This window comes from Acetobacter conturbans (genome assembly GCF_011516755.1).
Lineage (GTDB): Bacteria > Pseudomonadota > Alphaproteobacteria > Acetobacterales > Acetobacteraceae > Acetobacter > Acetobacter conturbans.
Genome location: NZ_WOSY01000009.1, coordinates 76579 through 102753, shown reverse-complemented (window position 1 = coordinate 102753; position 26175 = coordinate 76579). Strand labels below are relative to the sequence as shown.

Below are 26175 nucleotides of genomic sequence, written 5' to 3'. Positions count from 1 at the left end.
GCCTCCTCTACGCAACATAACGTAACCCCTACCCGCTGCCGGTTTATGACCGAATAACGACATCTCCGGGACAGCGTGTTCTTATTTGTAACAGGCCATTCCCGTCAGGGATCACCAGAGACCTACGATTTCCGCATTCCTGTTCAGTGGTTTCCGGAAGAAATCGTCACTGTCGGAATTTCTCCAAAACTGTTGTTGCTCCGATCTATGTCGGGGATCACCCTGTCCGGATCGAGAATGGCGGTGCGAACCGGTTGTGTGCCCGCCACATCCACGGTCAGTTCATTCCGGAGCATCCACGTTTCCGTAGGAATCCGGATACGCGCGGCGCTCCCGTCCATCCATGTGACCTGCAACACGACGGGCAGCGGGAGCCAGCCCTTGTTCACCACCCGTACAAGCGCTCCCTTCTTCGGGTCGTTCTCCACATAGGACACGGGTCCAACAGCGTAATCAGGCGCCCAGTTGTTGAAATACCACCCACGCCAGAACCACGACAGGTCCTCACCGGTTTCGCTATTCATGAACCGGAAGAAATCCGATGCCGTCGGATGATGGAAAGCCCACTCACCGACATAGGCGCGGAAGGCCCTGTCGAACCGGTCCGGACCGACAATCTGCTCCCTCAGCAAAGTCAGGCCATAGGCCGCCTTGAAATAAGAGACAGCATGCCGATACTTTTCCGATACCGTGTCTGAAGGCGCCATCAGAACCGGCGATGCCGGATCCATCAGAACACTTACAATATCCACCGCCGGGTTTCCGGAAACAGGAGCGTACTCCGCATCATGCTTCGGCGCGAACTCGCCGCTGTTGAAATGAACGGACGCAAGCACGTCGATGAATGTGTCAAAACCTTCATCCATGAAGGCATGACGACGTTCATTCGATCCCACCACCATCGGAAACCACTGGTGGCCCAGTTCGTGTGTTGTCAAAGAGAAGAATTGCGGACCGCGCGATTTCGCATCTTCGAACGCTATGCCAGGATATTCCATAGCAGCCCCATGCCCGGCAGCATTGATCGCATTGGGCCAGGGGTAGGGAGACCATTGCGAGGAGAAATACTCGATCGCGTGTTTCACATAAGACGTGGAGCGGTCCCAGCCCTGAGCACCGATTCCTTCGACCGGATAGAATGACATGGCAAGACGCGGTTGAGCCTGCCTGTCCTTTTCACTGCCCCCCGGAAGCGGAGGCAGATCGAGTTTCGCGGCATCCCACAGAAAGGCCGCGGATGCCATGAAGGCGACGTCCCGTGTATTGGCCATGTGGAAATGCCATGTTTTCGTTAAAGGCTTTTCCGATCCGGCTGCCAGCTTGTGGTCATCCGGTGTTTTCGGGTCCTTGCCGGCATCCGCCTGCACGGGCACCGGGGGGGCAGCAGGCGCTTCCACTTCAGCCTGCGTGCGGATCATGATGCGCTGCTCACTTTTCGCCGCCTGCGCCAGTCGGTCGCGCTGTTCCTGCGAAAGCACATCTGACGGATTTACCAGCGAGCCGGAACCCGCGACAACGAAAGCAGATGGCACCGTCACACTATAATCGAAATCGCCGTAATCGAGATAAAACTCCTGCCCGAGATAGGGTGCGGTGTCCCAGCCACGAACATCATCATAGACGGCCATGCGCGGATAGAACTGGGCAATCTCGTAAATATCGCCATTCTTGCTGGAAGAAACTGCCGTCCGCCCGCCCCATGCACCTGGTATCGTGTAGTGCCAGACAATCCGGATGCGCCGCTTTTCGCCTTTGTGCATCGCGTCAGAGAGAGAAAGCTGCATCCGCGTGTCGGAGATGACCGGAACCAGCGGCGTGCTGCGTCCTTCGTCCTCTATGGAAACGCTCTCGATCGCTATGCCATCGGTATGAAACTGATGGCGCTCAGGATTAGCGAAATCGGCGCGCGATCCTTCACGGTACATATTCTGATCGAGCTGCACCCATAAAACATCCAGATCGTCCGGACTGTTATTGGTGTAGGTGATGATCTCGCTGCCTGACAGGGTGCGGTTGACCGGGTCAATGGTGACCTTGATGTCATAATCCGTCCTGTTCTGCCACGCCTGCGGGCCTCGCCGTCCGCTGCCGGAGCGGTACATGTTTGCATCTTCCGGATAGGCCAGCGGGGCGAATATCCTTGTCGGGTCGGGAACCGGAGGATTGCCTGCCTCTGCGGCGCAGGCAGCGCCCGAGGAAACAGGAAGAGCCAGAACCGCGAGCACCGCGGCCAGTCGCCACCCTTTTTGTCCTGAGCCTGTGCCCGCCTGCGGAAGAGATCGAGGGGCCGACCTCCTCGAAACGGAAAAGGAAAGGCTGAAAAAACAGGGGCGCTTCACGATTGCAGTCTCCCGACACCAGCCGGAGCGACCAAAACTGCCTGACCGGATGACGTCACCATGGCGAATGCTGTATCGTCCTCCATTGTCATCCTCATGTGAAGGGCACACGATACAGGCCATGATCCGTCGTCTCCTGCCGGCTCTTCTGAGCATCTCATTGTCACACGCTGCCCTCGCGGCATCTATTTCCGGCAACGAAGCGGCGGCCACAGCCACCCGGTTCGAAACCATCCGCGCCGATCCGACGCAGCTTTCGGTGTTCATGAGAGGGTTTCCGAAAGGCGCGGACCTGCATAACCATCTCGTGGGCGCGATCTATGCGGAGCATCTGCTCGAATGGGCACGGGAAGACCAGTTGTGCGTCAATCCGGTCACCGGGGCTATCGGTCCCGCCAAATGTGTTTTCGGCTTTCATGCGTCCAGGGAGGCCATTCCCGCGCAGCAGGTCATTGAGGATTCCGCCCTGTACGCCGGGGAAATCGATGCTCTTTCGATGAGGAATTTCGTTCCCACACAAGAGGAGCATTCCGGGCATGATCATTTCTTCGCGACCTTCGACAGGTTTCTGCCCGCGACGACAACACATGACGCCGATATGCTTGTGGATGCTCTGACACAGGCTGCGCGGGATCACATTACCTATATCGAACTGATGGTTTCACCAGAGTTAAGCGCTGTCGCGCGCCTTGGTTCCTCGACAAAAGTTGCTGATGAAAAAGACATTTCCCACGCGGAAGTCCAGCTCACTCCCCACCTCAGGTCTTTCGTGAAGCTCGCGGGGAGCGAAACGGACAGCATGGAGCACAAGGCCCGTGCGGCCCTGAAGTGCGACACAAAGGACGCCCTGCCGGGCTGCAATGTCACTGTGCGTTACCTCTACCAGACGGTGCGCACGATGCCGCCGGGCATGGTTCTCGCCCAGATCGCGTTCGGTTATGCGCTGACACAGGCCGATCCACGCTTTGTGGGCATCAACATTGTGGGAGCGGAAGACAACCCCATCGCGATGCATGACTACACCCTGCACATGCAGATGTTCCATGTGCTGTCGGAGCACTGGCCTGACGTGAAGCTGTCCCTTCATGCGGGAGAGCTTTCCGAGGGGCTGGTTCCGCCTGAAGGGCTGGACACGCACATCCGGCAGGCCGTGGAAATTGCCGGTGCCTCCCGCATCGGACACGGCGTGGACATCATGCAGGAACGCGACCCCTATGGCCTGCTTGATGAACTGGCCAGACATAATATTCTGGTCGAGATCAATCTGACCAGCAACGCCCAGATCCTGAATATTCAGGGCCCGAACCACCCGTTCATGACCTATCGCGCGCATGGTGTGCCGGTCGCCCTGTCCACCGATGATCAGGGCGTCTCCCGCAGCACGCTCACCAGTGAGTATATCAGGGCCACCATCACCTACGGCCTGTCCTATCCGGACCTCAAAGACCTGTCGCGGATGGGACTGGAACATGCCTTCCTGCCCGGCAAAAGCCTGTGGGAGTCGACGCGACCGTTCCGCATCGCGTCCGTCTGTGCCAGCGTCAGACCTCTCGAGCCGAGCGATAACGGCCCCTGTCACGATCTGCTGAGTCAGAACGAGAAGGCCACGCTGCAATGGAAACTGGAAGGTGACTTTGCGCGCTTCGAACACAGAATGGCTGCTGGCGAGCCGCTGCAAAACTGAAACCGGCTGGTCGTGAAGGGTTTGTCGATGCGTTATCTTCCTGTTCTTGCCTCTGTCGCGGCACTGTTGGCCACTTCCGGCGTCGCTGTCGCGAGTCCGGCGAAAATCCCGGTCAGGGTGGTGCTGGTGACAACATTCGAACTAGGCAAGGATTCAGGCGATATCCCCGGCGAATTTCAGAACTGGGTGGAAAAGCTCCCACTCAGCGAAGAACTTCCCGCGCCGGGAAGCTATCACGAAGTTCTGCGCTACAATCCTGATCTGCACGTTATCGGCATCGTGACGGGAGAGGGGCCGGCGCATATGGCTTCGGCCATGACAGGGCTGGTGCTCGATCCGCGTTTCGATCTGCGCAAGGCCTATTTCATTCTTGCCGGAATTGGCGGCATTGATCCGGAATTCGGCTCTGTGGGTTCGGCTGTCTGGGCACCGCGGGTCATCAACGGCGGGCTGGCGCATCTGATCGATCCTCGCGAAATTCCCTCGGGCTGGTCTGATGGTTTCGTTCCGGTGCAGGGTGACCGCCCGGACCTTGAGCCGGTTCCACCCCTGCACTCACAATGGGGCGATATGGGCTACACGCTGAATCCCGGACTGGTGAACTGGGCCTATGAGCTGACCCGATCCGTCGAACTGCCCGATGCATCATCCCTCCAGGCAAACCGTGTCCGCTACAAAGGTTTTCCGAAAGCACAGACTCCCCCGGCGGTGATGGTCGGCGACACGCTGTCCTCGGAGACATTCTGGGTTGGAGCGCGGATGAACCGCTGGGCAGAACGATGGGTTAAATACTGGACGGAAAACACAGGAACTTTCGCGACGACAGCGGAAGAGGATATTGCTTTCATGCAGGCTCTTTCCGCGCAAGCGAAAGCAGGGCGGGTGGATATCAATCGTGTGCTGATTCTGCGAACGGCCAGTAATTACGATATGCCGCCACCGACGGAAACGGCTGCCAGCTTGCTGAAAGAAGAAGCGAACGAAACGGGCTTTTCAGGCTTCGTGCCTTCTCTGGACAGTGCGTGGCGGGTGGGAAGCGTAGTGGTGAAGGAACTGGCCCTGCACTGGGAAAAATACGAGAATGAGACACCAGAAAACAAGTAAAGACATTTTACTTGCAGCCATTCTGCATGGCTTCGTCTGACCACTCCATGAACAGTTGGAATGCCCAGAATGTTGAAAGATTAAAATTTATATATGATGCGTTTCTGAACGTGACCTTCAAAGCACCTTAATATAACGTTTTCGTGAACACACCGGAAAGCCATGGAAGCTCCGGGTCTGGCTGAAAATTTCTTTTCGGCGAGACAACCATTTAAAAAACAAGACTGTTTCAGGAGACGGTATGTCCACAGTGACATGGACGGGCGCGCAGAGCAGCGTCTGGACGAATGCAGCGAACTGGGACAGCGCCTCTGTTCCGCATTCCTACGATGAAGTCTCATTCGGAGAGGGCGCAAGCGTATTTCTCTCCGCGAACGAAGCAGTCGGGGGCCTTGCCGTGTCTGGCGCCGTCACCATCGCGGCCAGCGGAGAGTCACTCGATAATGGCAACTACAGCCTTTATCTCGAAAAAAATTCAGTTCTCAGATTGCAGAATGTCAATCTGACGACGAAGGATCTCGAGGGAGATGCATCCGAAGCGACGATCATCCTTCAGTCGTCGGGTCTGACCGTACAATACGGAAACACGCTTACCGGCACGGTCATATTTGATGACGTCAAGAATTCGGATGGCACCACAAGCGGTTCCACGATCGATATCGTCTATTATGACAGCAGCAATACATCCAGTGCGGCCATAACTGGCTTCAGCAATTCGGATAAGATCATCATCTCGGGCAATGAACCGACCGATGTGCATCTGGTGCTCAACGGCGATGGTGTCACCTACAGTCTGCAAGGCACACTCTGGGGCGCTACCCAGACCCTGTTCCCCGATATCACCCTGGCCTCGGGCGTCACACCGGCTGACTTCACCTATACAAAAAACAGTGATGGCAGCTATACATTCGCATGTTTCCTTGCAGATTCCATGATCCGCACCGTGCAGGGCGATGTCCCTGTGCAGGATATCCGGATCGGGGACCAGATCGTCGCGATAGTGAATGGCCACCCCACCCTCCGAAAAATCGTGTGGACAGGAATGGCCAGCGTGTCAGTGCGTAGCGGCCTTCCCGATGACGAAGCCGGCTATCCCATCCGTATTCTGAAAGATGCCTTCTCTGACAATGTTCCGTCAAAGGACATGCTGATCACGTCAGAACATTGTCTTTTTCTTCAAAACCGGTTTCTTCCCGCCCGTATTCTGGTGAACGGTCGTTCCATTTTCTACGACAGATCCATCACCACCTATGATTATTATCACATCGAAACCGAACCCCATTCCGTCATTCTGGCGGACAATGTGCCGACGGAAAGCTATCTCGATACGGGAAATCGCTCCTCTTTCCGACAAGCAGGCAAAGTGGCTGTGCTGGCAGCCTCCCGGCACCTGACATGGAAGCAGGATGCTGCCGCTCCGCTGGACGTCACACCAGCTTTCACTGAAACTCTCTACCGGACCATCGAGACACGCGCTGTCCGGAATAGCGTCGAGCGGAAAACGGATATTCTCCAAACCACCAGCGATCCGGATCTTCACCTGATGACCGCTCGGGGCGATATGATCCGCATGGAACGGAAGGCGGGTCGGATTTCTTTCTTCCCGCTACCGGCAGGGGTGAAGTCCGTGCGCCTTCTGTCCCGCACAAGCCGACCACACGATGTCATTGGGCCTTTCGTGGATGATCGTCGCCAACTCGGTGTGCTGGTGGGACGGGTCATGCTCGCTCAGGGACAAAACTACCTTGAGATGACAGAGCATTTCCACAATGAGCAGCTTGCCGGCTGGTTCGCACCGACGTCTCATCAGGCGCGCTGGACAACCGGTGATGCACGGCTCTCGCTTGAAGGTGCTGATGTCACGCGTGAGGGCGTTCTGGCGATCGAAGTGCTCGCGGCTGGCCCTTATCCTGTTCCCCACGATATCGCCCCGGTGATGGCCATTCCGGCCTGACCTCTCAGAGGGAACGGGATTTCAAGAGCCGTTTCCTCATGATGAGGTTTTCAAAAGACACGGACTTTCAAAACAGTTCAGGAACCGGCATCCTTTTCTCTCGCCGTGAACCACGGCGTCATCCGCCGGATCGCCTCTTCGATCAGAGCAGTGGAAACGGCAAAGCTGAACCGCATGAAATGCCGTCCCTCCACCGGGTCGAAATCGACCCCCGGTGCGGTCGCCACGCCCGTGTCCCTCAGCAATCGGATGCAGAAGGTAAGACTGTCACCCGTCAGATGCCCGATATCGGCATAGATATAGAACGCCCCGTCCGGAGGGGCGATGTGGCGCAGCCCCCAGCGCGGCAATGCAGCAAGCAACAGATCACGGTTGCGCTTATAGGTTTTCACATGCTCATCAAGCTCTTCGCGGCAGTCGAAGGCCACCAGACCGGCATGCTGGCTGAGCGAGGACGGGGGTAGAAACAGATTGCCCACACGCGCCTGCACGGCGTCCACCCTGTCTTCCGCCGCGACCAGCCAGCCCAGCCGCCAGGGCGCCATGCTGAAATATTTGGAGAAGCTGTTCACGACCATCGCCGACTGATCATATTCAAGAACGCTGTGCGCGGGCTCGCCAAAGGTGAGGCCATGATAGATTTCATCCGAGACGATGCGGATCTTCTTCCGTCGGCAGACAGCGACGATCGCCGCAAGTTCAGGGTCGGACAGCACTGTGCCGGTCGGGTTGGCGGGGCTGGCGACAATCAGACCTTCTGGCGGTGGCTCCAACGCGTCAATGAGCGCGGCGGTCAACTGGAACCGCTCTGTTTCCCCGCACACGATCTCCACCGGTTCCATGTGCAATGTACGCAATGTGTTGCGATAGGCGACATAGCCGGGGCGCGCCAGCGCCACGCGTGCGCCGGGAATGAAACAGCTCGTCAGGGCGAGCAGCAGAGCGGGAGAGGCACCTGAGGTCAGCACGATGCGTTCGGGGGAGACCGTTACGCCATACTGCTCCATGTAATGACGGGCGATACGCTCCCTGAGCGGCTGGCTCTCCCAGTAACCCATCGGGTCAGTGTCCAGAACATGATGCGCCCGCGCGATGGCGGCCTCCGGCGCGCCTGTCGAAGGCTGGCCGAATTCCATGTGAATGATGCTGCGCCCCTCGGACGCCAGACGATGCGCAACGGTGCTCAGCGAAATGGTGTGGAACGGGTCGATCTGGGGAACGGTCATGAGCAAAAGTCCGAAAGCCGGGCAGGATGGGGCGATCCTGCCTCAAACCGGACGCGCCCGCCATTCGTCCGTTCGGTTTCCTGATGCAATTCTGTATAGCATAGTGCATAATAACGCTCTATCCAGCCGCCACGTGAAAGCCAGAGACCATCGTGCCTAACGCAGACAGCACCCGCCGCAGCCTTCCCGATGTGTTCGCCAGCGTGCATGTTCCCGGCCCCGGCTCGTCCACGCTGAAACGGTTTCTGGCTTTTGCCGGTCCCGGCTATCTCATTTCCGTCGGCTACATGGACCCCGGCAACTGGGCAACCGACCTGCAGGGTGGCGCCCAGTTCGGCTACACCCTGCTCAGTGTCATCATGCTCTCCAACCTGATGGCCATTCTCCTTCAGGCATTGTCAGCGCGGCTTGGCATCGCCACCGGACTGGATCTGGCTCAGGCCTGCCGTGAACGATTTCCACGCGGGATCAACCTGCTGCTCTGGATTGCCTGTGAACTGGCGATCATCGCCTGCGACCTTGCGGAAGTGATCGGCACCGCGATCGCGCTTCAGCTCCTGTTCGGGTTCTCGCTGCTGACCGGCTCCCTGCTCTCGGCGCTTGATGCGTTCATCGTGCTGCTCCTGATGGGACGCGGCTTCCGCTATCTCGAAGCCTTCGTCATCGGTCTGCTGTGCATCATCGCGGTCTCGTTCGCCGCGCAACTGGTCATGGCAGCTCCCCCCGCGGCCGGTATTCTCCACGGGTTCGTGCCGACAACCAGCATTCTGACCAATCACGCGATGCTCTACATCGCCATCGGCATCGTCGGCGCGACAGTGATGCCGCACAATCTCTATCTGCACTCTTCCATCGTGCAGACCCGTGCCTATGAGCGCACCCCGGACGGAAAGCGTGAAGCCATTCGCTTCGCCTCACTCGACAGCACGATCGCGCTGTCACTGGCGCTGTTCATCAACGCAGCCATCCTGATCGTCTCCGCCACGGCCTTTCATGCAACCGGCCACAGTGACGTGGCCGACATCAGCGTCGCCTATCATCTGCTCTCACCGGTTCTCGGCGCAGCGATGGCCTCGACCCTGTTCGCCGTGGCCCTGCTCGCCGCAGGCATGAACTCGACCATCACCGGCACGCTGGCCGGACAGATCGTCATGGAAGGCTTCCTGCACCTGCATCTTCCCGGCTGGGCGCGGCGGCTGCTGACACGCTCGCTCGCCATCATCCCCGTTGTCGTCGCGTCGGTCTGGTTCGGGGACCGGAGCGTGAACGAGCTCCTGCTGCTCAGTCAGGTGATTCTGTCCATGCAGCTTCCCTTTGCCGTCATCCCGCTCGTCTGGTTCGTGACGCGCCGGGATATGATGGGACAATTCACCGTCTCCCGGCCTGTGGCAGTGCTGGCGTGGCTGGTGGCGGCCATTATTCTCGCACTCAATTTCGAACTGCTTTACGGAACGCTGACAGGCTGAGGTCTCGGAACGGCTTGGGCAATCACGGCTAAAAATCTGTTTCAAACGCTCTCTGCTGAGCGAGAACGTCTGTGAGGCCGCGCACGACCGGCGTGTGTTTTTGAGCATTGAAGCGATGCGGCCATGCGGGCCGTGAGCATCCGAGGGGGGAAAGCGCGCGTCCGCTCGCGAGCAGAGAGCTTTGGAAACAACCTTTCAGAGCCTGTTTGGAACTTCACGGATAAGCGTTTTTTCGCATGAGATTAGCACCCATGGCGCCGAGGATCATGGCCTGTGGCCCCGTCGATGTGGCACCCGTAATCACGCGTCACTCATTACCATTTCGTTGTCCATCCGAAGGGTCCGTCCCACAACTCATCGGGATCGAACAGTCTGTCCCCGGCGTGATGCCTTCAATATGGAACATGCGTGCCGCGGAAGTCGTACCGAATGCCGCGCACATCGTCTTCAAATCGTCGCGGGCAGGTCTCGCTTCCGCCTCGCCGCGCAGGAGAGAGATGCAATCTGATGCGGCCCGTCCCGCGAGATAACCAAGCAGCGGCCAGAACGCGTCATCGGATCAGCAGGCATCGTGACTTCAATGATACGCTGTGGCCGACGGTTGGCATCGAGGCGGCAATGGATGATTTCACAAGGACGAAGTTGAGATAAGCCGCCCATGAGCTTGAGGCGGTCAAAGGCCCCATCCGTAAAGAGTATAGTCCCTCACAACCAACGCTTGCAGATATCATCGACACTCATCCGAGCACCTGCGCTGTCCGAAATGTTGCCGGCCGTCAGGTTGACCATCAAAGGGCGTCCATTCGTATCGACGCAATATGGCGCTGACGACCGTCGCCGGCATCATCGCGGGACAGGCAGCATATCCTTCTCCTTCCGCCCTATACTGTCGTGATTTCAGTTGTAAGACCGTCCGCCAGCCACGGCGGAAGACTTTTCTCCACGTGCCCTGACATTGCCGCCTCAACACAGGCGGCAAGACTGCCGAACCGCACCGGGCGTCCTGCAAGCCCCGGTCCGTAATGGGCGTATTTACCAGAATTCGTCATGACGGCCCGTGTGCGGGATGGAAGGACCGGCTCGGAAATCGAGCACCAGCACAGATCCGGCAGAACCCTGACACCCGCCGCCTGTAGCCGTGCCAGCGTCCCCTCCGCCCGCAATTCTCCAATCACAGCCCGACCTGCGGTGACCATCACCTCAACCTCCGGGTGTCGTCGCCGTCCCGCGCCTAAAGCCAGATCGAGTGTGTCAGCCAGCTTTCGGCATTCCGTGACCGACGCATGTGGACTGCCGATCGCGACAAGATCGATCTCCTCTGGTCCTTCATTCAACAGTGACCAGCCCGCAGCCATGTCCCGGATGCCGATCTGCACAACCTCCACCGGTTCATCGAACACTCCGTCCGCCTCCGGCGTGATGCCTTCAATATGGAACATGGGTGCGGCGGAGGTCGTGCCGAATGCCGCGCACATCGCCTTCAAATCGTCGCGGGAGGGTCTCGCCTCCGCCACGCCGCGCAGGAGAGGGATGCAGTCTGATGCGGCCCGTCCCGCGAGATAGCCAAGCAGCGGCCAGAACGCATCATCCGGATCAGCAGGCATCGTGACTTCAATGATCCGCTGTGGCCGACGGTTGGCATCCAGATAGACCCCGGACTGAGGCGCCCGTCCTGTCACGGCAATACATAGATCAAGAAAGTCGGGATGCTTCGCCGTCCGTGCTCCGAGCACAGTATTCGCGAAAATCACCGCATTGGATTCCGACCAGGCGATCACCTCGTCTTCCTGTGGGGCTTCATCCAGAAGATAGGGCGAACAGGTGAACGTCGCCCGACACCCCATCCTCACATAAGCATCCGCCAGCCTCTGCGCCGGAACGCCGAATGCAGGTGGAACGCCTTGCTCGCGCCAGTGGTCACGATCGACGGAGATTGCGTTCATCGTGGTCGGAATGCGCACCCGCGCTTCGGCCTTCTCCATCGCTTCGGCAAAGGTCAGATTGGCCGGGCTGGCGTAAATACAGCCATCGATATGCCCGCGTGTGACATCGACCAGACGGCGGGCACCCTGCTGTGCCGCCATGCCAAAAATGATCCGCATGGCCTGCTGCGCTGCGGGTCCCTCGCGCCCGGCCAGCATGGCGCGGTCGTCTTCCGTAAGGTCGAGTGTTGCGGCCAGTGGCGGCAGAAGAGGGAAGTCCAGAGGGAGACCTTGGGTGTCGCCTCTGATCGCTGCTCCGGTCATCGCCAGATGCTCTGTCTGGAACAGCGTGTCGAAGACCTTTGCCGAGAGGCGGGCTACCGGGACGGTCATGCCGAACATCTCCGCCGCGACGAGTGCTCCCAATGTCAGGACGTCCTCCGCTTCGGAGAAAACGAACGCCGCAGGAGCCTGTCCGTTCAGGATCAGATCGAGCAGCACGCCCGACCCGGAGCAGGACCCCCGGCTTGTGGGCATCAGCAGGACCGCGCCGCTCAGGCACATCCCGTGCAAGGGATGGTGCACATCAATCACACGACCGGTCGCAGGATCGACCCCTCCCCAGAAGCTGAGCGCCTCCCGCGTGGCAATGACCGGGCCCTGCGCCTGACCTGCCAGAACGGCGCGACAGCCTGCCGCCTGATCTTCGGAAACACTCATCGCCACACTTTCGCCTTGTGCAACAGGGCTCGACCCCATACCGTTACGGATACGATATGATCTGGTCGCCGCATAGCCAGCGCATCCACCTTCTTTCGACCCGGGTCCGGGGGAGGCCGCCTGCATGAACAATCCTGACAGCCCAGCCGAAGCACGCCTGAAATCCCGCCATATCGCGATGATCGCGCTGGGCGGCATTCTCGGGGCAGGGCTTTTCGTCGGCAGTTCCACCGTCATCGCGGTCGCCGGCCCCACGGTCATCATCAGTTACCTGCTCACCGGTCTTCTCGTCATGCTGGTTCTCAACCTGCTGGGAGACATGGTGCTCGGCAGACCGGGTCTAGGCACTTTCATTCACTATATTGCCCGTGGTCTCGGTCCATGGGCGGGTTTCACCGCCGGATGGCTCTACTGGTGCTTCTGGGCAATCATCATCGGAAGCGAGGCCATCGCAGGCGCTCTCCTGCTGCAACCATGGATCCCGCTGCCTGTATGGATGGTCTCCCTCGTTCTCGTCGCCGTGGTGACGGGGGTGAATCTGGCTTCACCCGCCTCGTTCGGCGAGGTTGAATTCTGGCTTGCCGCCATCAAGGTCGCCAGTATTGTCGGCTTTCTTTTCCTTGGTCTCGCGTTTGTCTCGCATGTTTTCGGGCATGCGCCGCCTGTTACGGATACCCTCTTCAATCATGGCGGTTTCGCACCGCACGGGCTTGCCGCCATCCTTGTCTGCGTTCCCCTGATCATGTCCTCCATGATGGGATCGGAAATCGCCACTATCGCCGCCGCCGAAAGCGAGGATGCCGAACGCAATCTGGCCCGCGTGACACGCTCCACCGTCCTGCGCGTCTGCACCTTCTATATCGCCTCCGTGGCCATGATCCTGTGCATCGTGCCTTGGGAGACTGTCACGTCAGGTCAGTCGCCCTTCCTCGCGGCCCTTGATCGCATGACCATTCCCGGAGGTGCGACCATCATCCGCATCGTCAGTTTCAGTGCGGTGTTTTCGTGCCTGAATTCTTCGGTCTACGTCACGTCACGCACACTGAGCAGCCTCGCGGCGGCCGGACAGGCGCCGCGATGGCTGGGTGCACCCGGCCCCGGCCGCACGCCGGCGAAAGCCGTTCTGTTCAGCGCGGCCATCGGCATGATGCTTGGTTATACCTCCATCCTCGCACCGGGCGCGGTCTTCGCTTTTCTGATGACGGCCTGTGGCGACATCATTCTTTTCATCTATCTCGCCATGGTGATTGCTCACGGTCGCATGATCCGCAGTGGCGACCTGCCCCGCCGCCCGGGAATTCAGCTTTATCCGTGGGCCAACGTGATCGCCGGTGGCGGCATCGTTGCCGTGCTGACCGGCATCGCTCTTGATTCCGGGCAGCGTCTCACTCTCTTCGGCAGCCTCGGCCTGCTTGCCCTCACCCTTTTATCTTACGGTCTGATCAACCTGCATAAATCCCGGGAACACAGCCCCGGTTCCTCTTCGATCGTGGTCCCGAGCTGAAATGTTGCGTTTGCTGCGGAAACAGCACCATGCCCTTTTGCAACCATGACAGTTTTCAAGAGCAGTGCACCGTGCCCTTCGCTCTCCTGAAGATGCGGGTTGCCCCGGTCTCATCAGAACGCGGCCTGCCCCCAGCCACACCTTATTTATCAGGACCTGAACAAGGTTCCGCACACCTGCTTCCCGGCCGTCTGCCGCATTCAGCGGGTGTGTACGTTTGACTTGCACGCCCAAGCACGGCCATCATAAGGCTGAACCGGAAGCCCGCTCCCGAGAGGCAGCGGGCCATTTCTGTTTCAGCCCTTTCAATCCCTAGATGGACACACGGCTCCGATGATTTCCGCCCTGATGCCGACCTACAACCGCGCTGACCTCGCTTTCGAGCGGGGCGAGGGCGCATGGCTGTACACGACAGACGGGCGACGATTTCTCGACTTCGCGGCCGGCATCGCCACCAGTTCCGTGGGACACGCCAACCCGCATCTGGTGAAGGCCATCGCCGAGCAGGCTGGCAAGGTGATGCATGTCTCCAACCTGTTCCGTGTGCCGCAGGCCGAGCGCCTTGCCGCCCGGCTGGTGGAGGCGACATTCGCGGACAGCGTGTTCTTCTGCAACTCGGGCGCGGAAGCGAACGAAGGCATGGTGAAAGCCGTCCGTCGCGCGCAGGCGAAAAGCGGCCACCCCGAACGGACCCGCATCCTCTGTTTTGAAGGCGCGTTCCACGGCCGCACGCTCGGCATGCTGTCGGCGACCGGCAACCCGACCTATCTCGACGGGTTCGGAGAGCGCGCTCCCGGCTTCGACCATGTGCCGCTCAACAACATGAATGCGGTGCGTAACGCCGTGACGGCGGAAACGGCGGGTGTGATGCTGGAGCCCATACAGGGCGAAAGCGGCATCAAGCCTGCCGATACGCGCTTCCTTCAGGAACTCCGCGCCATGTGCGACGAGTTCGGCCTGTTTCTCGCCTTTGACGAGGTGCAGACGGGCGTCGGACGCACCGGCAAGCTGTTCGCGCATGAGTGGGCGAACGTGACGCCGGATGTGATGTCCTCGGCAAAAGGACTTGGTGGTGGTTTCCCCATCGGCGCGATCCTTGCCCGTGAGGCCGTGGCAAAGCATCTCACACCCGGAACCCACGGCACGACGTTCGGCGGCAATCCGCTCGCCTGCGCCGCCGCCAACGCGGTTCTCGACATCATTCTCGCTCCCGGTTTCCTGGACCGCGTGCAGGAACGCGCAGCCTTCCTCAACACGGAACTGGATGCGGTGATCGGCGACTTTCCGGACGTGTTCTCGGAACGTCGCGGCCTCGGTCTGCTGATCGGCCTGCGCTGCGTGCCCAAAGTGGCTGACGTGCTTGCCGCCACGCAGGCTGCGGGCCTTCTTGCCGTCTCCGCCGGAGACAATGTTCTGCGGCTTGTGCCGCCACTCACCATCTCGGAACAGGATTGCCGCGAAGCCGTGAGCCGCCTGCGGCAGGCCGCTGAAACCGTCCGGGCCGCTACACTGGAGACTGCCTCGTGACCGCCTCTGCCAAACCCGCCTTTCCTGATCAACAGCCTTCGGGGAAGGCCATCCGCCACTTCCTGGACCTGCGTGATCTGGACAAGGCGACGTTGCGGCAGATTATTGACGTGGCAGCAGGCATGAAACGCATGCAGCGCGGTCGCACGCGGCCACTGCACCCGCAAAAGCCACTGGAAGGCCGCGCCCTCGGCATCCTGCTGTCCAAGCCCTCCACCCGCACCCGCGTCTCCTTCGAAGTCGGGGTGCGCCAGCTTGGTGGAGATGCTGTGGTGCTGTCGGCCAATGACACGCAACTTGGTCGCGGCGAGTCCATCCCCGACACGGCGCGGGTTCTTTCCCGCTTTGTCGACGCCATCGTCCTGCGTACCGGCCGAACCGCCGCCCTGCACGAACTGGCCACATGGAGCAGCGTGCCTGTCATCAACGGTCTGACGCCGGACTCTCATCCGGTGCAGATCCTTGCCGACATCATGACGTTCGAGGAACACAAGGGACCGATCGCCGGACGGACGCTGGCGTGGGTGGGAGACGGCAACAATGTTGCAGCCTCCCTGATCGAAGCCGCAGCTTTGTTCGACTTCACGCTGCGGATCGCGACGCCGAAACAACTGACACCAAAGCCTGAAGTGGTGGCCTGGGCCCGCACGCGCGGTGCAAAGCTCCTGCTCACGCATGACCCGCGCGAAGCCGTGGAAAACGCGGACTGTGTCCTGACCGATACATGGGTCAGCATGTCCGACGAAGCCGCCGCAGACCGCATCATCCTGCTTGAACCCTACCGTGTTGACCGCACTCTCATGGCGCTGGCGGGGAAAGACGCCCTGTTCATGCATTGCCTGCCCGCCCATATCGGCGAGGAAGTGACGGAAGAGGTGTTCGAGAGCACGAACTCGGTTGTGTTCGACGAAGCCGAGAATCGGCTGCATGCCCAGAAAGGTCTTCTTGTCTGGGCGCTGTGCGGTGACGACTGGACCCGGTTCGGAGAGGAGGCAAAATGAGCGACAAGACAGGAAACGACGCGGACAAAATCGTGGCGGCGGGACCGGAAAACGGCCCGGCGCTGGTGTCCTCCACGGAAGAGGGACCGGCTGCTCCCGGCTGGCTGGAGCCAGAAGTGGACAAGGCGCTGACCGTGCTCGGTCTTCCGGCCGATAAGCTGCAAACGTTCCGTGATTCCTATATCGACTGCCTTGCCGCCGCGCCGCGCGGGGAGGATCTGGACGTCGCGCATGACGCCTGCCGTCGCGGGCTGCTCGCGGCCCTGAGACCGGCGTTCACTCTGAGCGATGAGACGGAACGCAGGCTTGAACAGGCGCTTGAGGCGGTGGAAACCCGTCTGACGGCAGACCTGTAACACCGACGGGCGCGTCACCATATGTCTGCTTCAGAGGTGGCGACGCCGCATCGAAGAGCAGACACACGCAAGGAGAGGCATGTTGGAAACCCCCGCGTTTCTTGATCGAGGTCGTCCGGAGGTGCCGGACGTGGTGGTGCCGGGGGGTATCACGCCTTTCCATCTTGCGGGCCGTCCCGTTCGCGGACGGCTGATCCGTCTCGGACGACTGGCCGACGCCCTTCTCACACGTCATGACAACAATCCGGCGATCTCCGCCCTTGGGGGGGAGGCCCTCGCGATGGTCGCGGCACTGGCCAGCGCCCTGAAGTTTCAGGGATCGTTCTCGCTTCAGGTGAAAGGTGACGGCCCGGTCAGCCTGCTTCTCGCGGACTCCACCGATACCGGCGCACTGCGGTTCTACGCCCGGCAGGATGAGGACAAGCTCGAACCGCTGCTGGGCTCCGGCAAACCGGTTTCGGACCGGGAACTGACCGGCGACGGCTATATGGCGCTGACTGTTGATCAGGGACCGGACATGGACCGCCATCAGGGCATCGTCGAGATCACCGGTGACAGTCTCGCAGACATGGCGATGCATTATTTCACGACCAGTGAACAGCATGCGTGCTGGCTCATGCTGGCCGCGCGCCACACGGACGCCGGATGGCGCGCCGGCGGGTTGATCCTTGAGCGCATCGCAGACGGGGGGGGCTCCGATGTCTCCGGCGATCCGGATGTTGAGGTCGCGATGGATGAGCGCACGGAAGATGCGTGGGATACCGCTGTCGTGCTGGCGCGCACCCTGACGGACGGGGAACTGCTGGATGACGGCCTGTCGCCGGAAACGCTGCTGTATCGTCTGTTTCATGAGGTGGACCCTGTCCTCGGCCAGCCACGGGCACTGGCCTATGGCTGCCGCTGTTCCAAGGCGAAACTCTCGGATGTGCTGTCACGCTTCTCGGACGATGACCTCGACCACATGACGGAGGACGGCGCCATTACGATGAAATGCGAGTTCTGCAATCATGATTTCCTGTTCGACCGCACGACGGTCGCTCATCGTGCGGAAGCGGACACCTGAGCGTGTTCGCGGATACTTCCCGATTTCAGGTCCAGCAGGGCCTGAGACCGTCACTCAGGCGTTAAGACAGCAGGCAGAAAAGAATGTCCGGGACCTCCGCACAGGATAAAGCCTATCCCGAGGATGATGGTCGTATCATCGTCAATCTCGATGGTCAGTCACACACTCTGAACGTCAACAACCAGCCGCTCAGGCGGTTCTATCCGGGCTGGGCTCCTTTCGCCCTGCATGTGAGCCTGCTGCCAAATCCGGTTCTCCGCCTCCGTCATGATGACGGGCTGGAAGCGTTCTGGATCTTTGACAGGACGTTCAATTACCGCGCCTCCCGCTTCGAGGATCTGACGCCCGAAGAACAGGACACTCTGGTAGACTCTGTCGCCCCCTATTTCAGGACATTGGTGACTACCGCGCTGGAAGCCCTGCGACCGGGCGAGGTTCCGTTAACCGAAAAAGTCCGCAACCTCGGTCGCATCCTGTGTGAAAACCTGCTCTCAGCTTGGTTGCAGCGCTTCCCGCCTCCCGGGTGCTTCACCGCCGCCATGCTGCCTGCCGAGGGACTTTCCTTCCGTCCGGATACCCCCCCTCTGAAAGCTGCTGCTCTCACGCAGTTGCTCTCCATTGCAAAAGGACTGGCGGCAAAGAGCACACCCGTCGTCCTGTCGCCTTATGGCGGCGCTGTACTGCGTGGCTACACAGTATTGCGCCTGCGCGACATGGAACTGACACGGTTCGCCGACCCTCACGCCAACATCGTTCTGTATGTCGGCACGGTGCACCCTGCTGATGACGCTGAAATTTCCGTCATCTATTGCCCGCAGCAGGATATCATCCTGATGGAGCGGCAGAACGATGTGGCTGAACTGATCCCGTTACGTCTCCTGTCGCGATTTATCGGCGATGCACGTTACGTGGAAGAAGCCCCACAGGAACTGACGATCGAGTTCGGACAAGCGGGAAGTCCGGGAGGCTTCACTCTCGGTGCCGCTTCGTCACTGCCGGGTTCGTTGCCGACGCTTCCGGGCAACTGGAACGGACAGCAGAACAACGGGGCCAATGCCGGAAGCCAGTCACTTTCTCCGCTGTCCCCGAACGCATTTGGGGTTCCCGCCATTCAGGCGCAGATTGGGCAAAAGAGAGGTCCGGAAGAGGAATAAGGTATTTCTCGGTGACCAGGACAGAAAGACCGTTCATGTTGCATTCTGCTGAAGCACTTCATGAACGAAATATATGTGCAGACATGGAGAAGAGCGGGATGGTTCGCCTCGACAAAGGGTTCGGTCTACTGGCGCGTCGGGCACGGATAGCCGTGATGGCCGCTTCTTTCGGTTCTATGGGTCTTCTCGCAGGCTGTGCGTCCGACGATGATGCCGTGACGGTATTTCCCCCCTATCAGTACAGCTATCTCAATCAACTTCACCTGAATATCGCCACCCTGCAGATGGCCGATCATGCGACGCCGGGATCCGTCCCCGGAGATGAGTCCGGACAGGCTCCCATTCCGCCCGATCAGGCGCTGATCCAGATGGCGCAGCAGCGTCTCGTTGCAGCAGGAACGACCGGCTCAGCCGTCTTTACGATTGATCGCGCCTCCATCGTTCATGAGCCCGGCGGTATGCTGGCTGGCCGTCTGGACACGCATCTTGATGTCCTGTCCTCCACGGGGCAGCAGGTCGGCGAAGCGGAAGCCCATGTGACCCGTGAGATGAAGCCCGACCTCAGCAAGGGGGATGCGGACAGCAAGGCCAATCTCTATGAACTGACGCGTCAGATGATGCAGGACATGAATGTGGAACTGGAATTCCAGATCCGCCACAACCTGAAGGACTGGCTTGTCGATGCCGGTGGCATGCCGACGGCAGGAGCCATTCAGACGGAATCTCTGGATGGTTCATCGGCCAAGACTGGAGCGTCTAGCGCGGCGACTTCATCAGCGGTGTCCGCCGCGACACCCGCGACGACCTCTGCATCCTCACCGGCCCCCGAAGTAGCCAATTCAGCGACGCCCTCACCCTCATCAGGAACCACCGCAACCTCCACCTCGGCAACCTCCGCCGAACCGGATGCCATTTTCCCCGGTGGTGTTGCAGGTGACACTACAGACACAAGCACCACATCCACTCAGAAGCGGTCTCCCGCCAGTGGCTATCTCAAGTTGCCCGCCAGCAAGATGACAAACTGAATCTTTCGGCAGTTTGTCTACAGATATGAAAAAGCCCTTCTGTAGTCAGAAGGGCTTTTTCATTATGGAACAGGATGGTCAGGATATGTCATGTCCATGCCTCACCACGCGGGCAAAGAACGCACCTCCCGGGGATTCAACTGTTTCCCGGCGTTGCGATAATTTTTCCTTTGCAGGACCCGATGATGCCCTTAACTCGGAAGGGGGCTCTATCTGCCCACGCAAAAGACCGAGAAGTATCCGAACGGTTTCCTTTTCGAGATCATTGGTGAAACTGTAATACATGGAACGGGAATCCCGGCGTGCCGCAATAATTCCCGCGCGCCGCAGGGTACCTATCTGCTGACTCAGCGTCGGCTGTCCGATCCCAGTCCGTGTTTCGATGTCGCTGACCGCCAGCGCCCCATCAAGCAGTAGCGTCAGGATCATGAAACGCTGGGGTTGCGCAAAAAGCTTGAGCTTATCAGTCAGCTTACGGGCTTCTTCATTGTCCAGACGGTTCATTTCTTTTTCGCCTGTTTATATTGAAAGAACCATGCAGGCCCAGCCGATGTCACTTCATCCTGGGTGACAGGGCCAGTCAGAACCACATCTCCGCCCGGTTGCCATCCCTCGGGCGTCATGACGCCGTCTCTGTCCACCGTCTGAAGCGCCTTGACCACGCGCAGCAATTCCTCGATCGAACGCCCGATAGAAGCGGGATACCAGTTGATGGCGCGGATAACCCCGTCGGTATCAACGACATACACCCCGCGGATCGTCGCGCTGCTTTCCGCATTTTCATCCAGCATCCCATAGGCCCGGGCGATGACCATCGACGGGTCTTCGATAACCGGAAAAGGGATATTGATGCCGAAGCATGATCGGATCGCCTCCAGCCACGCCAGATGAGAGGGCAGACTGTCGATCGACAGCCCCACCAGTTCGCAACCAATCTCCGCGAATGCATCGGCATGGCGGGCGAACGCGATGAATTCGCTCGTACAGACAGGCGTGAAATCGGCCGGATGGGAAAAAAGCAGCACCCACGAGCCTCGGAGATCGCTGAAGGTCAGTGATCCCTGCGTCGTCCGCGCGGTAAAATCCGGTGCGATATCACCAAGCTTCGGAGGGCACATATCATTCCCCCCAGCTGGCAGGGCCGGAGGTAGTCCTGTCATGTTCATCATTTCCAAACGCAATACATCTGACGCATTGTTAATTGATTTACTAATATTATTAATTTTTTGCCCTGTCATGCCTGCATGAAGCAAAATTCTTTCCTGCCCTCCCACTCGTGAAAAGCCTGCGCTTCTCCGGTGGATGATCCCGAATGAGGATGGGGACGCTCATACTCACTTCCATGACGGAATAGCGGGCCGCAAACTTCCCGCTTTATCAGGAAGAAAAACAACTGTGTCATTTTTCAAAGGATATCTGGGGCTTCTGGTCAGCGCTCCTGTCTCTGTAGCGCTGGAGGCGACAGGAGCGGGCTATACGCGCCAGAGCATCGCCTTCACAGCCACAGGGGACGGCCGCCGTACCCTCTCCGTCTCGCCTTCCTGCAGCTTCGGATATGCAACCGCAAGCTGGGGTCTCATTACCGGTCTGGCCCTCTTCGTTGACAACACGGCCGATGCGCAGCCGCTCATTGCATGGTCGGTGCCACCACGTTCCATTGCGACGGGTCAGACATACTCCGTTTCTTCCGATGCGCTCTCTCTTCTGATGCAGACGGACGGCTTCTTTTCGAGCGGTGATCGCGTGGGAATGTCCGACAGTGGCGCGGAGATCATTGCACGCCAGCCTGTTGCAATTTCCCACGGAATCCTGACCGCCGCCGTAGGAGGAAGCGCTGCCGCTTCAGGAGAGGGAAGTGTCACCATTTCTCAACTCAATCTGACCCTGTCTCAGCTTTTACAGGGTCTGCCCACTACCGATCCGGGAGATGGTACATCCTTGTGGCTCAACGCCAATCTTCTGGCACTTTCCACAAAAAGCTAAGTCAATATTTTCATTCTCATTTAAATTATATGGATTTTTTCATTCGTGTCTGACCCTGTCGTCAAAACAACACTGGACGGTGACAATCTGATGCCTGAACATGGCATCGACCCGCGTCAGTTCGCCAGCCAGAATGCCAGTGCACCCATCGCAAACCAGCTTTCCAGTGCAAATTCCAGCGTTTCTGACCCAACGGTTTCCTCGACCCCGGTAAAAGTCATCACAAGCCCGGGCGCTCATTTCCAAATGGTCTTCGCTGAGCAAGGCGACATTACCTATGATGTGACACCTGACCAGTCTCTGGATTTGACGTTGACAGGTGGGACATCGAATATGCTGCAGAATCTGACGCTCGTTCTTCGTCAGCCTTCAACTGCTGGCTTTGCCGTCAGCCTGCCTCCTGCCCATTATCAGGATGGCGCCCCGCCCGCCGTCAATACGAACGCGGGTACTGCCACCATCATTTCCTACCTCACAGATGATGGCGGCAAGACGATCTATGGCGGCCTGTAATATCCACCGCATCATGGATAGATCATCAAATATAAAAGAAATAAACTGAATGGATATAGACAGTCTTTTAAGCGTTGCACTGAAAATAATTCCGTCTTCCTATCTGGCCACAGCAACAGCGATCATTTCCTTCATCATCGCGGCATGTGCTCTTGCCGTAAGATTTTGGAAGCCACCGGCAAAAAACTCACGATGGCTTGGCTTTTACCGGATAGTCAGCGCACTGGCACAGGCACGCGGCTGGAATGCCAATGCTTATCAGCCAGACAGAAAAGCGATCATGGTCCCCAGTTCGCAGGACAGATCCGAAGTTGCTGAAAATCTTGGTCTTAAAATAGACGAAACACGCCCATGACTAAAAAAGCCTTCCCGGTGTTTATCCCGGGAAGGCTTTTTAGTTCATGTGTATTTATCAAAAACACATGAACCTTTACCCTAAAGACCAGACGGAAAGCTTATTCCTCGTCTTTATCCTTGCCATGCTCAATCTGATGAATCTGGTCCATCAGCGCCCCGATCTTGTCATGGCGATCCTTAGCTGCCGCCAACTGGTCTGCTGTCAGGATGTCACGGATCTTAACGGCAGTGGTCAGATGAGCTGCATTTTCCTTTGCTTCCAGATCATCCTGCTGCTGGAGCAGATCATTGAACTTCGTCTGGTCAACCTTACCCGGTGCCAGCAGAAGGGCATCAAACTGGGTATGAAGATCACGTTCCTGCTTGTGAAAAGCTTTCATGGAATCATGACCATCATGCATGATTTTCTTGACTGCATCTTTCTGCTTCGCAGTCAGGTCTGTCCCTTCCAGGAAAGGAAGGAAAGCGTGTCCCGGACCGGGAGCGCCAGGAGGCCCCATTGGAGCGGGACCAGGAGTGGCATGAGCCTGTCCAACAGCCAGGGAGCCAACAGCAAGAGCAGCAATCAGAAATGAACTACGTTTCATGAGACCCTAATTCCTGTTTCAGTGCAGACAAGACATGTCCCGTCTGCATACTGGAGACAGAAGAACAACTCCTGGTGTCAAAAAAATCGCAACTTTGATACGAAATGTAAGTCAATCCTGACATTATGGTTATGTTTTTTAAAATCAGAATGGTTTCACGATAACCATGATCACAATCACCATCATAAGCAGCGTCGGCGCTTCATTGGCGATCCGATAAAATCTTTCGGAGTGCGTGTTTTCATCGCGTGCGAAGTCCGAACGCCAACGGGCGCAAAAGCCGTGAAAGGCAAACATCGCCAAAAGGGCGGCCATTTTCACGTGCCACCATCCTGCCATCCAGTTGATGACACCCGGCGTCATAACCAGCAGGACTCCGAAAAACAGGGATGCCACCATGGCCGGATTCATGATGGCCCGCAGCAAAAGACGTTCCATTGTCTTGAAACGTTCACTTTCGGCAGATCCTGAACTGACCTGACAATGATAGACAAAAAGCCTTGGCAGATAAAAAAGACCGGCCATCCACGCCATGACGGACATGAGATGAAAGGCCTTGATCCACGGATACCACGGCAGAAGCCCGTCGATCATGAGCCGCTTTCGCGCTGAGTTTCCAGAGCGTGCTTCAAAATGACAGAGAATTCCGAAAGTTTGCTGATTCTGACAAGACCCGGCCAGTCAGGAACGGGTTGTCCCTGTGCCCTGAGCAGCACGCACGTCATGCCCGCATCAAGCGCCGCTTTTGCACCTGTGTCGCTATCCTCCAGCACCACACACGCGGCTGGCTGCACGCCCTCTTGGGCAGCCGCATGAAGATACACAGCCGGGGACGGTTTGGGCTTCTGCATGTCGATCGCTGAATGAATGCGGTCCTGATCCAGAAGTTCACCCAGTCCACTGCCGCTGAATTTAGCGTCCATCTCCAGCATGGATGAATTCGATCCCACCCGCACAGGCAGTTCCAGCGCCAGAACCTGTTCCAGCATCTCCCGCGCGCCTTTTATCGTCTCCACTGACTGGCTGAAGGCGTCGACAAAACGGTCTCGCATCGCGAAAGACCAGTCATCGGGCAAGCGGCACCCACTCTCCTTCTCGATCTCCCCTTTCAGCAAGGGGAGAGCCTTGCCACCGAAACGGGTCACGGCCTCTTCATCGCTGACCGCCAAACCTGCTTCGCGCGCCGCACCCGCAATAAGCCGGCAACTCAGTCCTTCACTGTCGATCAGGACACCATCGCAGTCGAAAATGACCAGTCTCAGACGACCATTCGGCTCAAGAGCGGATGTCATTCATCAGACCTTTCGCAAAGCCGCAAGCAACTCACCCACATGCTCGTGCGGCGTTTCCGGCAACACACCATGCCCGAGATTGAAGACATGAGCCCGGCCACGTCCGGCTTCACGAATGGACAGGGCTTCGCGCAGCATGCCCTCACCACCGGCCAGAACGGACACAGGGTCAAGATTACCCTGCAGGACAAGGTTCGGACTCACCTGTTTCGCCACCGTCGTCAGATCGGCTCCCGTATCGAGCGCCATCGCGTCCACACCGGTTTCACGGGCATATTCGGGCGACATCACACCGGCGAGTCTCGGAAAACCGATGACCGGCACATGCGGGTAGCGGCCCTTCAGGTAGCTTACGATCTGACGTGTCGGGTTGATGACGTGCCGACGGAATTCCTGCGGCGGCAGAAGCCCGGCCCATGAATCGAACAGCATGACAGCCTGCGCACCGGCCTCGATCTGGTCTGCCAGCATGGAAGCCGTCGTTTCGGTCAGCAGATCGATGAGCCGGTCGAACAGGGCCGGCTCGCGGTAGGCCATCAGACGGGTCTGGGCGAACTCCCTCGAGCCGCCGCCCTCGACCATGTAGCAACCGACAGTGAACGGCGCCCCGGCAAACCCGATCAGCGTCACCGTGTCGGGAGCAGCCGCTCCAACCTGTTCGCCCAGGGCCTTCCGCACACGCCGCAGCGTTTCGCCCACCGGCGCTGTGCGCTCCGCGATACGTTTCGGATCGAGACGCGCCAGATCAGCGGCACTGCGGATGGGCTCCAGAACCGGGCCTCGTTTCTCGATGAATTCCAGCGACTGGCCCATAGCCCAAGGCAGAATGAGAATATCCGAGAACAGGATAGCTCCGTCCATGGCGAAGCGGCGGATGGGCTGAAGCGTGATCTCGGTTGCAAGATCGGGCGTCATGCAGCGAGTGAGGAAATCCGCCTTTTCCCGAAGTGCACGAAATTCGGGTAGAAACCGTCCAGCCTGACGCATCAGCCATATCGGAGGCGGCCACATGGCCTCGCCCTTCAGGGTGCGCAGAAGTCGTCGGTTCTCATCGGTTCCGTGTGTGGTGGTCACTATCCGTCCGCCGTTCGTTTGCAATCAGTCCCTCATCTCTAACGAAGAAAAGAAAATAAAGAAATGATGTGGTTTCTATAGGGGGTGTGTATGTCGGGGTACCCGGCTTTCCAAAAATGTACCCCAGTTTTCCCCGACTGTGTACAGAATGTATCACACTGGAAAATATGGGTTTTCAGGAGTTATCCAGAAATCCCCCGCAGAGGGCTGTGTACAATTCACCGTACCCTCCGCTTTGGCACTTGTCCCCGGTACTCGGTACTCTCCCGAATGGTGTCCCGTACTATCCCCATGTACCCCAGTAACGCACAAAGTACTCGGTAC

23 protein-coding genes and 2 pseudogenes are annotated in these 26175 nt (G+C 58.6%); 14 read left to right on the top strand and 11 right to left on the bottom strand.

Annotated elements, in window-relative coordinates:
• Nucleotides 1–143: 143 nt before the first annotated feature.
• Nucleotides 144–2225, bottom strand: a complete 2082-nt coding sequence (locus GOB81_RS10760; protein ID WP_408736925.1) for a M1 family metallopeptidase — start codon at nt 2223–2225, stop codon at nt 144–146.
• Nucleotides 2226–2460: 235 nt separating this feature from the next.
• Here GOB81_RS10760 and GOB81_RS10755 point away from each other — a divergent pair, with 235 nt between their 5' ends.
• The 3 genes from GOB81_RS10755 to GOB81_RS10745 all read left to right on the top strand — a co-directional run bounded on the left by GOB81_RS10755 (nt 2461) and on the right by GOB81_RS10745 (nt 7081).
• Nucleotides 2461–4023, top strand: coding sequence for an adenosine deaminase family protein (locus tag GOB81_RS10755; RefSeq protein ID WP_242010199.1), 1563 nt, complete (start codon nt 2461–2463; stop codon nt 4021–4023).
• A gap of 27 nt (nt 4024–4050) precedes the next feature.
• Nucleotides 4051–5127, top strand: coding sequence for a purine nucleoside permease (locus GOB81_RS10750; RefSeq protein WP_173570417.1), 1077 nt, complete (start codon nt 4051–4053; stop codon nt 5125–5127).
• Between the two features lie 241 nt (nt 5128–5368).
• A complete protein-coding gene (locus GOB81_RS10745; RefSeq protein WP_173570416.1) occupies nt 5369–7081 on the top strand; it encodes a Hint domain-containing protein in 1713 nt (570 codons plus the stop codon).
• A 77-nt stretch (nt 7082–7158) separates the two neighbouring features.
• Here the strand turns inward: GOB81_RS10745 and GOB81_RS10740 are convergent, their stop codons facing one another.
• Entirely contained in the window at nt 7159–8307 is a 1149-nt protein-coding gene (locus GOB81_RS10740) for an aminotransferase class I/II-fold pyridoxal phosphate-dependent enzyme (RefSeq protein WP_173570415.1), read from the bottom strand.
• A gap of 152 nt (nt 8308–8459) precedes the next feature.
• On the opposite strand from GOB81_RS10740, the gene GOB81_RS10735 reads away from it, so the two are divergent.
• Nucleotides 8460–9773, top strand: coding sequence for an Nramp family divalent metal transporter (locus tag GOB81_RS10735; protein ID WP_173570414.1), 1314 nt, complete (start codon nt 8460–8462; stop codon nt 9771–9773).
• Between the two features lie 307 nt (nt 9774–10080).
• Here the strand turns inward: GOB81_RS10735 and GOB81_RS18030 are convergent.
• The 3 genes and pseudogenes from GOB81_RS18030 to lhpI form a co-directional block, all read right to left on the bottom strand.
• Nucleotides 10081–10317: pseudogene (locus tag GOB81_RS18030) on the bottom strand (aconitase X); the annotation flags it as partial.
• 164 nt (nt 10318–10481) lie between these two features.
• Nucleotides 10482–10618: pseudogene (locus tag GOB81_RS17710) on the bottom strand (IS5/IS1182 family transposase); the annotation flags it as partial.
• Nucleotides 10619–10654: 36 nt separating this feature from the next.
• Complete coding sequence (lhpI, locus tag GOB81_RS10725) at nt 10655–12415, bottom strand: cis-3-hydroxy-L-proline dehydratase (RefSeq protein ID WP_173570413.1); 1761 nt, start codon at nt 12413–12415, stop codon at nt 10655–10657.
• A gap of 124 nt (nt 12416–12539) precedes the next feature.
• Here lhpI and GOB81_RS10720 point away from each other — a divergent pair, with 124 nt between their 5' ends.
• The 7 genes from GOB81_RS10720 to GOB81_RS10690 all read left to right on the top strand — a co-directional run bounded on the left by GOB81_RS10720 (nt 12540) and on the right by GOB81_RS10690 (nt 20045).
• Entirely contained in the window at nt 12540–13919 is a 1380-nt protein-coding gene (locus GOB81_RS10720) for an amino acid permease (RefSeq protein ID WP_173570412.1), read from the top strand.
• Nucleotides 13920–14252: 333 nt separating this feature from the next.
• Nucleotides 14253–15446 (top strand): aspartate aminotransferase family protein, encoded by a 1194-nt coding sequence (locus tag GOB81_RS10715; protein ID WP_173570411.1) that lies wholly within the window; start codon nt 14253–14255, stop codon nt 15444–15446.
• The gene (gene argF / locus GOB81_RS10710; RefSeq protein ID WP_173570410.1) at nt 15443–16447 is read left to right on the top strand and encodes an ornithine carbamoyltransferase; all 1005 of its coding nucleotides are present in this window, start codon (nt 15443–15445) and stop codon (nt 16445–16447) included. The genes GOB81_RS10715 and argF overlap by 4 nt, the downstream gene beginning before the upstream one ends.
• Nucleotides 16444–16803: a hypothetical protein gene (locus GOB81_RS10705; protein WP_173570409.1), complete on the top strand. Its 360-nt coding sequence runs from the start codon at nt 16444–16446 to the stop codon at nt 16801–16803. Before argF ends, GOB81_RS10705 begins: the two co-directional genes overlap by 4 nt.
• An 82-nt stretch (nt 16804–16885) precedes the next feature.
• On the top strand, nt 16886–17866 hold the full coding sequence (gene hslO, locus GOB81_RS10700) for an Hsp33 family molecular chaperone HslO (RefSeq protein WP_173570488.1): 981 nt from the start codon (nt 16886–16888) through the stop codon (nt 17864–17866).
• 83 nt (nt 17867–17949) lie between these two features.
• On the top strand, nt 17950–19020 hold the full coding sequence (locus tag GOB81_RS10695; RefSeq protein ID WP_173570408.1) for a hypothetical protein: 1071 nt from the start codon (nt 17950–17952) through the stop codon (nt 19018–19020).
• Nucleotides 19021–19118: 98 nt separating this feature from the next.
• Nucleotides 19119–20045 (top strand): hypothetical protein, encoded by a 927-nt coding sequence (locus tag GOB81_RS10690; protein ID WP_242010198.1) that lies wholly within the window; start codon nt 19119–19121, stop codon nt 20043–20045.
• Nucleotides 20046–20123: 78 nt separating this feature from the next.
• On the opposite strand, the gene GOB81_RS10685 is transcribed toward GOB81_RS10690, so the two are convergent.
• Nucleotides 20124–20549 carry an ArsR/SmtB family transcription factor gene (locus tag GOB81_RS10685; protein WP_173570407.1) on the bottom strand — a complete coding sequence of 142 codons (426 nt, stop codon included), beginning with the start codon at nt 20547–20549 and terminating at the stop codon, nt 20124–20126.
• A complete protein-coding gene (locus tag GOB81_RS10680) occupies nt 20546–21211 on the bottom strand; it encodes a peroxiredoxin (RefSeq protein ID WP_408736927.1) in 666 nt (221 codons plus the stop codon). Before GOB81_RS10680 ends, GOB81_RS10685 begins: the two co-directional genes overlap by 4 nt.
• A 229-nt stretch (nt 21212–21440) precedes the next feature.
• Between GOB81_RS10680 and GOB81_RS10675 the strand changes: the two genes are divergently transcribed.
• Genes GOB81_RS10675 through GOB81_RS10665 form a run of 3 tightly spaced genes read left to right on the top strand, consistent with a single transcriptional unit; the run spans nt 21441 to nt 22896 of the window.
• Nucleotides 21441–22028 carry a phage tail fiber protein gene (locus tag GOB81_RS10675; protein WP_173570406.1) on the top strand — a complete coding sequence of 196 codons (588 nt, stop codon included), beginning with the start codon at nt 21441–21443 and terminating at the stop codon, nt 22026–22028.
• Between the two features lie 45 nt (nt 22029–22073).
• Nucleotides 22074–22541 (top strand): hypothetical protein, encoded by a 468-nt coding sequence (locus GOB81_RS10670; protein ID WP_173570405.1) that lies wholly within the window; start codon nt 22074–22076, stop codon nt 22539–22541.
• A gap of 49 nt (nt 22542–22590) precedes the next feature.
• Nucleotides 22591–22896, top strand: coding sequence for a hypothetical protein (locus tag GOB81_RS10665; RefSeq protein WP_173570404.1), 306 nt, complete (start codon nt 22591–22593; stop codon nt 22894–22896).
• 100 nt (nt 22897–22996) lie between these two features.
• Here GOB81_RS10665 and GOB81_RS10660 read toward each other — a convergent pair whose 3' ends face one another.
• From GOB81_RS10660 to hemE, 4 genes are all read right to left on the bottom strand, one after another.
• Entirely contained in the window at nt 22997–23485 is a 489-nt protein-coding gene (locus tag GOB81_RS10660; protein ID WP_173570403.1) for a Spy/CpxP family protein refolding chaperone, read from the bottom strand.
• Between the two features lie 144 nt (nt 23486–23629).
• Nucleotides 23630–24079: a protoporphyrinogen oxidase HemJ gene (gene hemJ, locus GOB81_RS10655; RefSeq protein ID WP_173570402.1), complete on the bottom strand. Its 450-nt coding sequence runs from the start codon at nt 24077–24079 to the stop codon at nt 23630–23632.
• Nucleotides 24076–24777 carry an HAD family hydrolase gene (locus GOB81_RS10650; RefSeq protein ID WP_173570401.1) on the bottom strand — a complete coding sequence of 234 codons (702 nt, stop codon included), beginning with the start codon at nt 24775–24777 and terminating at the stop codon, nt 24076–24078. The genes hemJ and GOB81_RS10650 overlap by 4 nt, the downstream gene beginning before the upstream one ends.
• A gap of 3 nt (nt 24778–24780) precedes the next feature.
• Nucleotides 24781–25788, bottom strand: a complete 1008-nt coding sequence (hemE, locus tag GOB81_RS10645; RefSeq protein WP_242010206.1) for a uroporphyrinogen decarboxylase — start codon at nt 25786–25788, stop codon at nt 24781–24783.
• Nucleotides 25789–26175 lie beyond the last annotated feature (387 nt).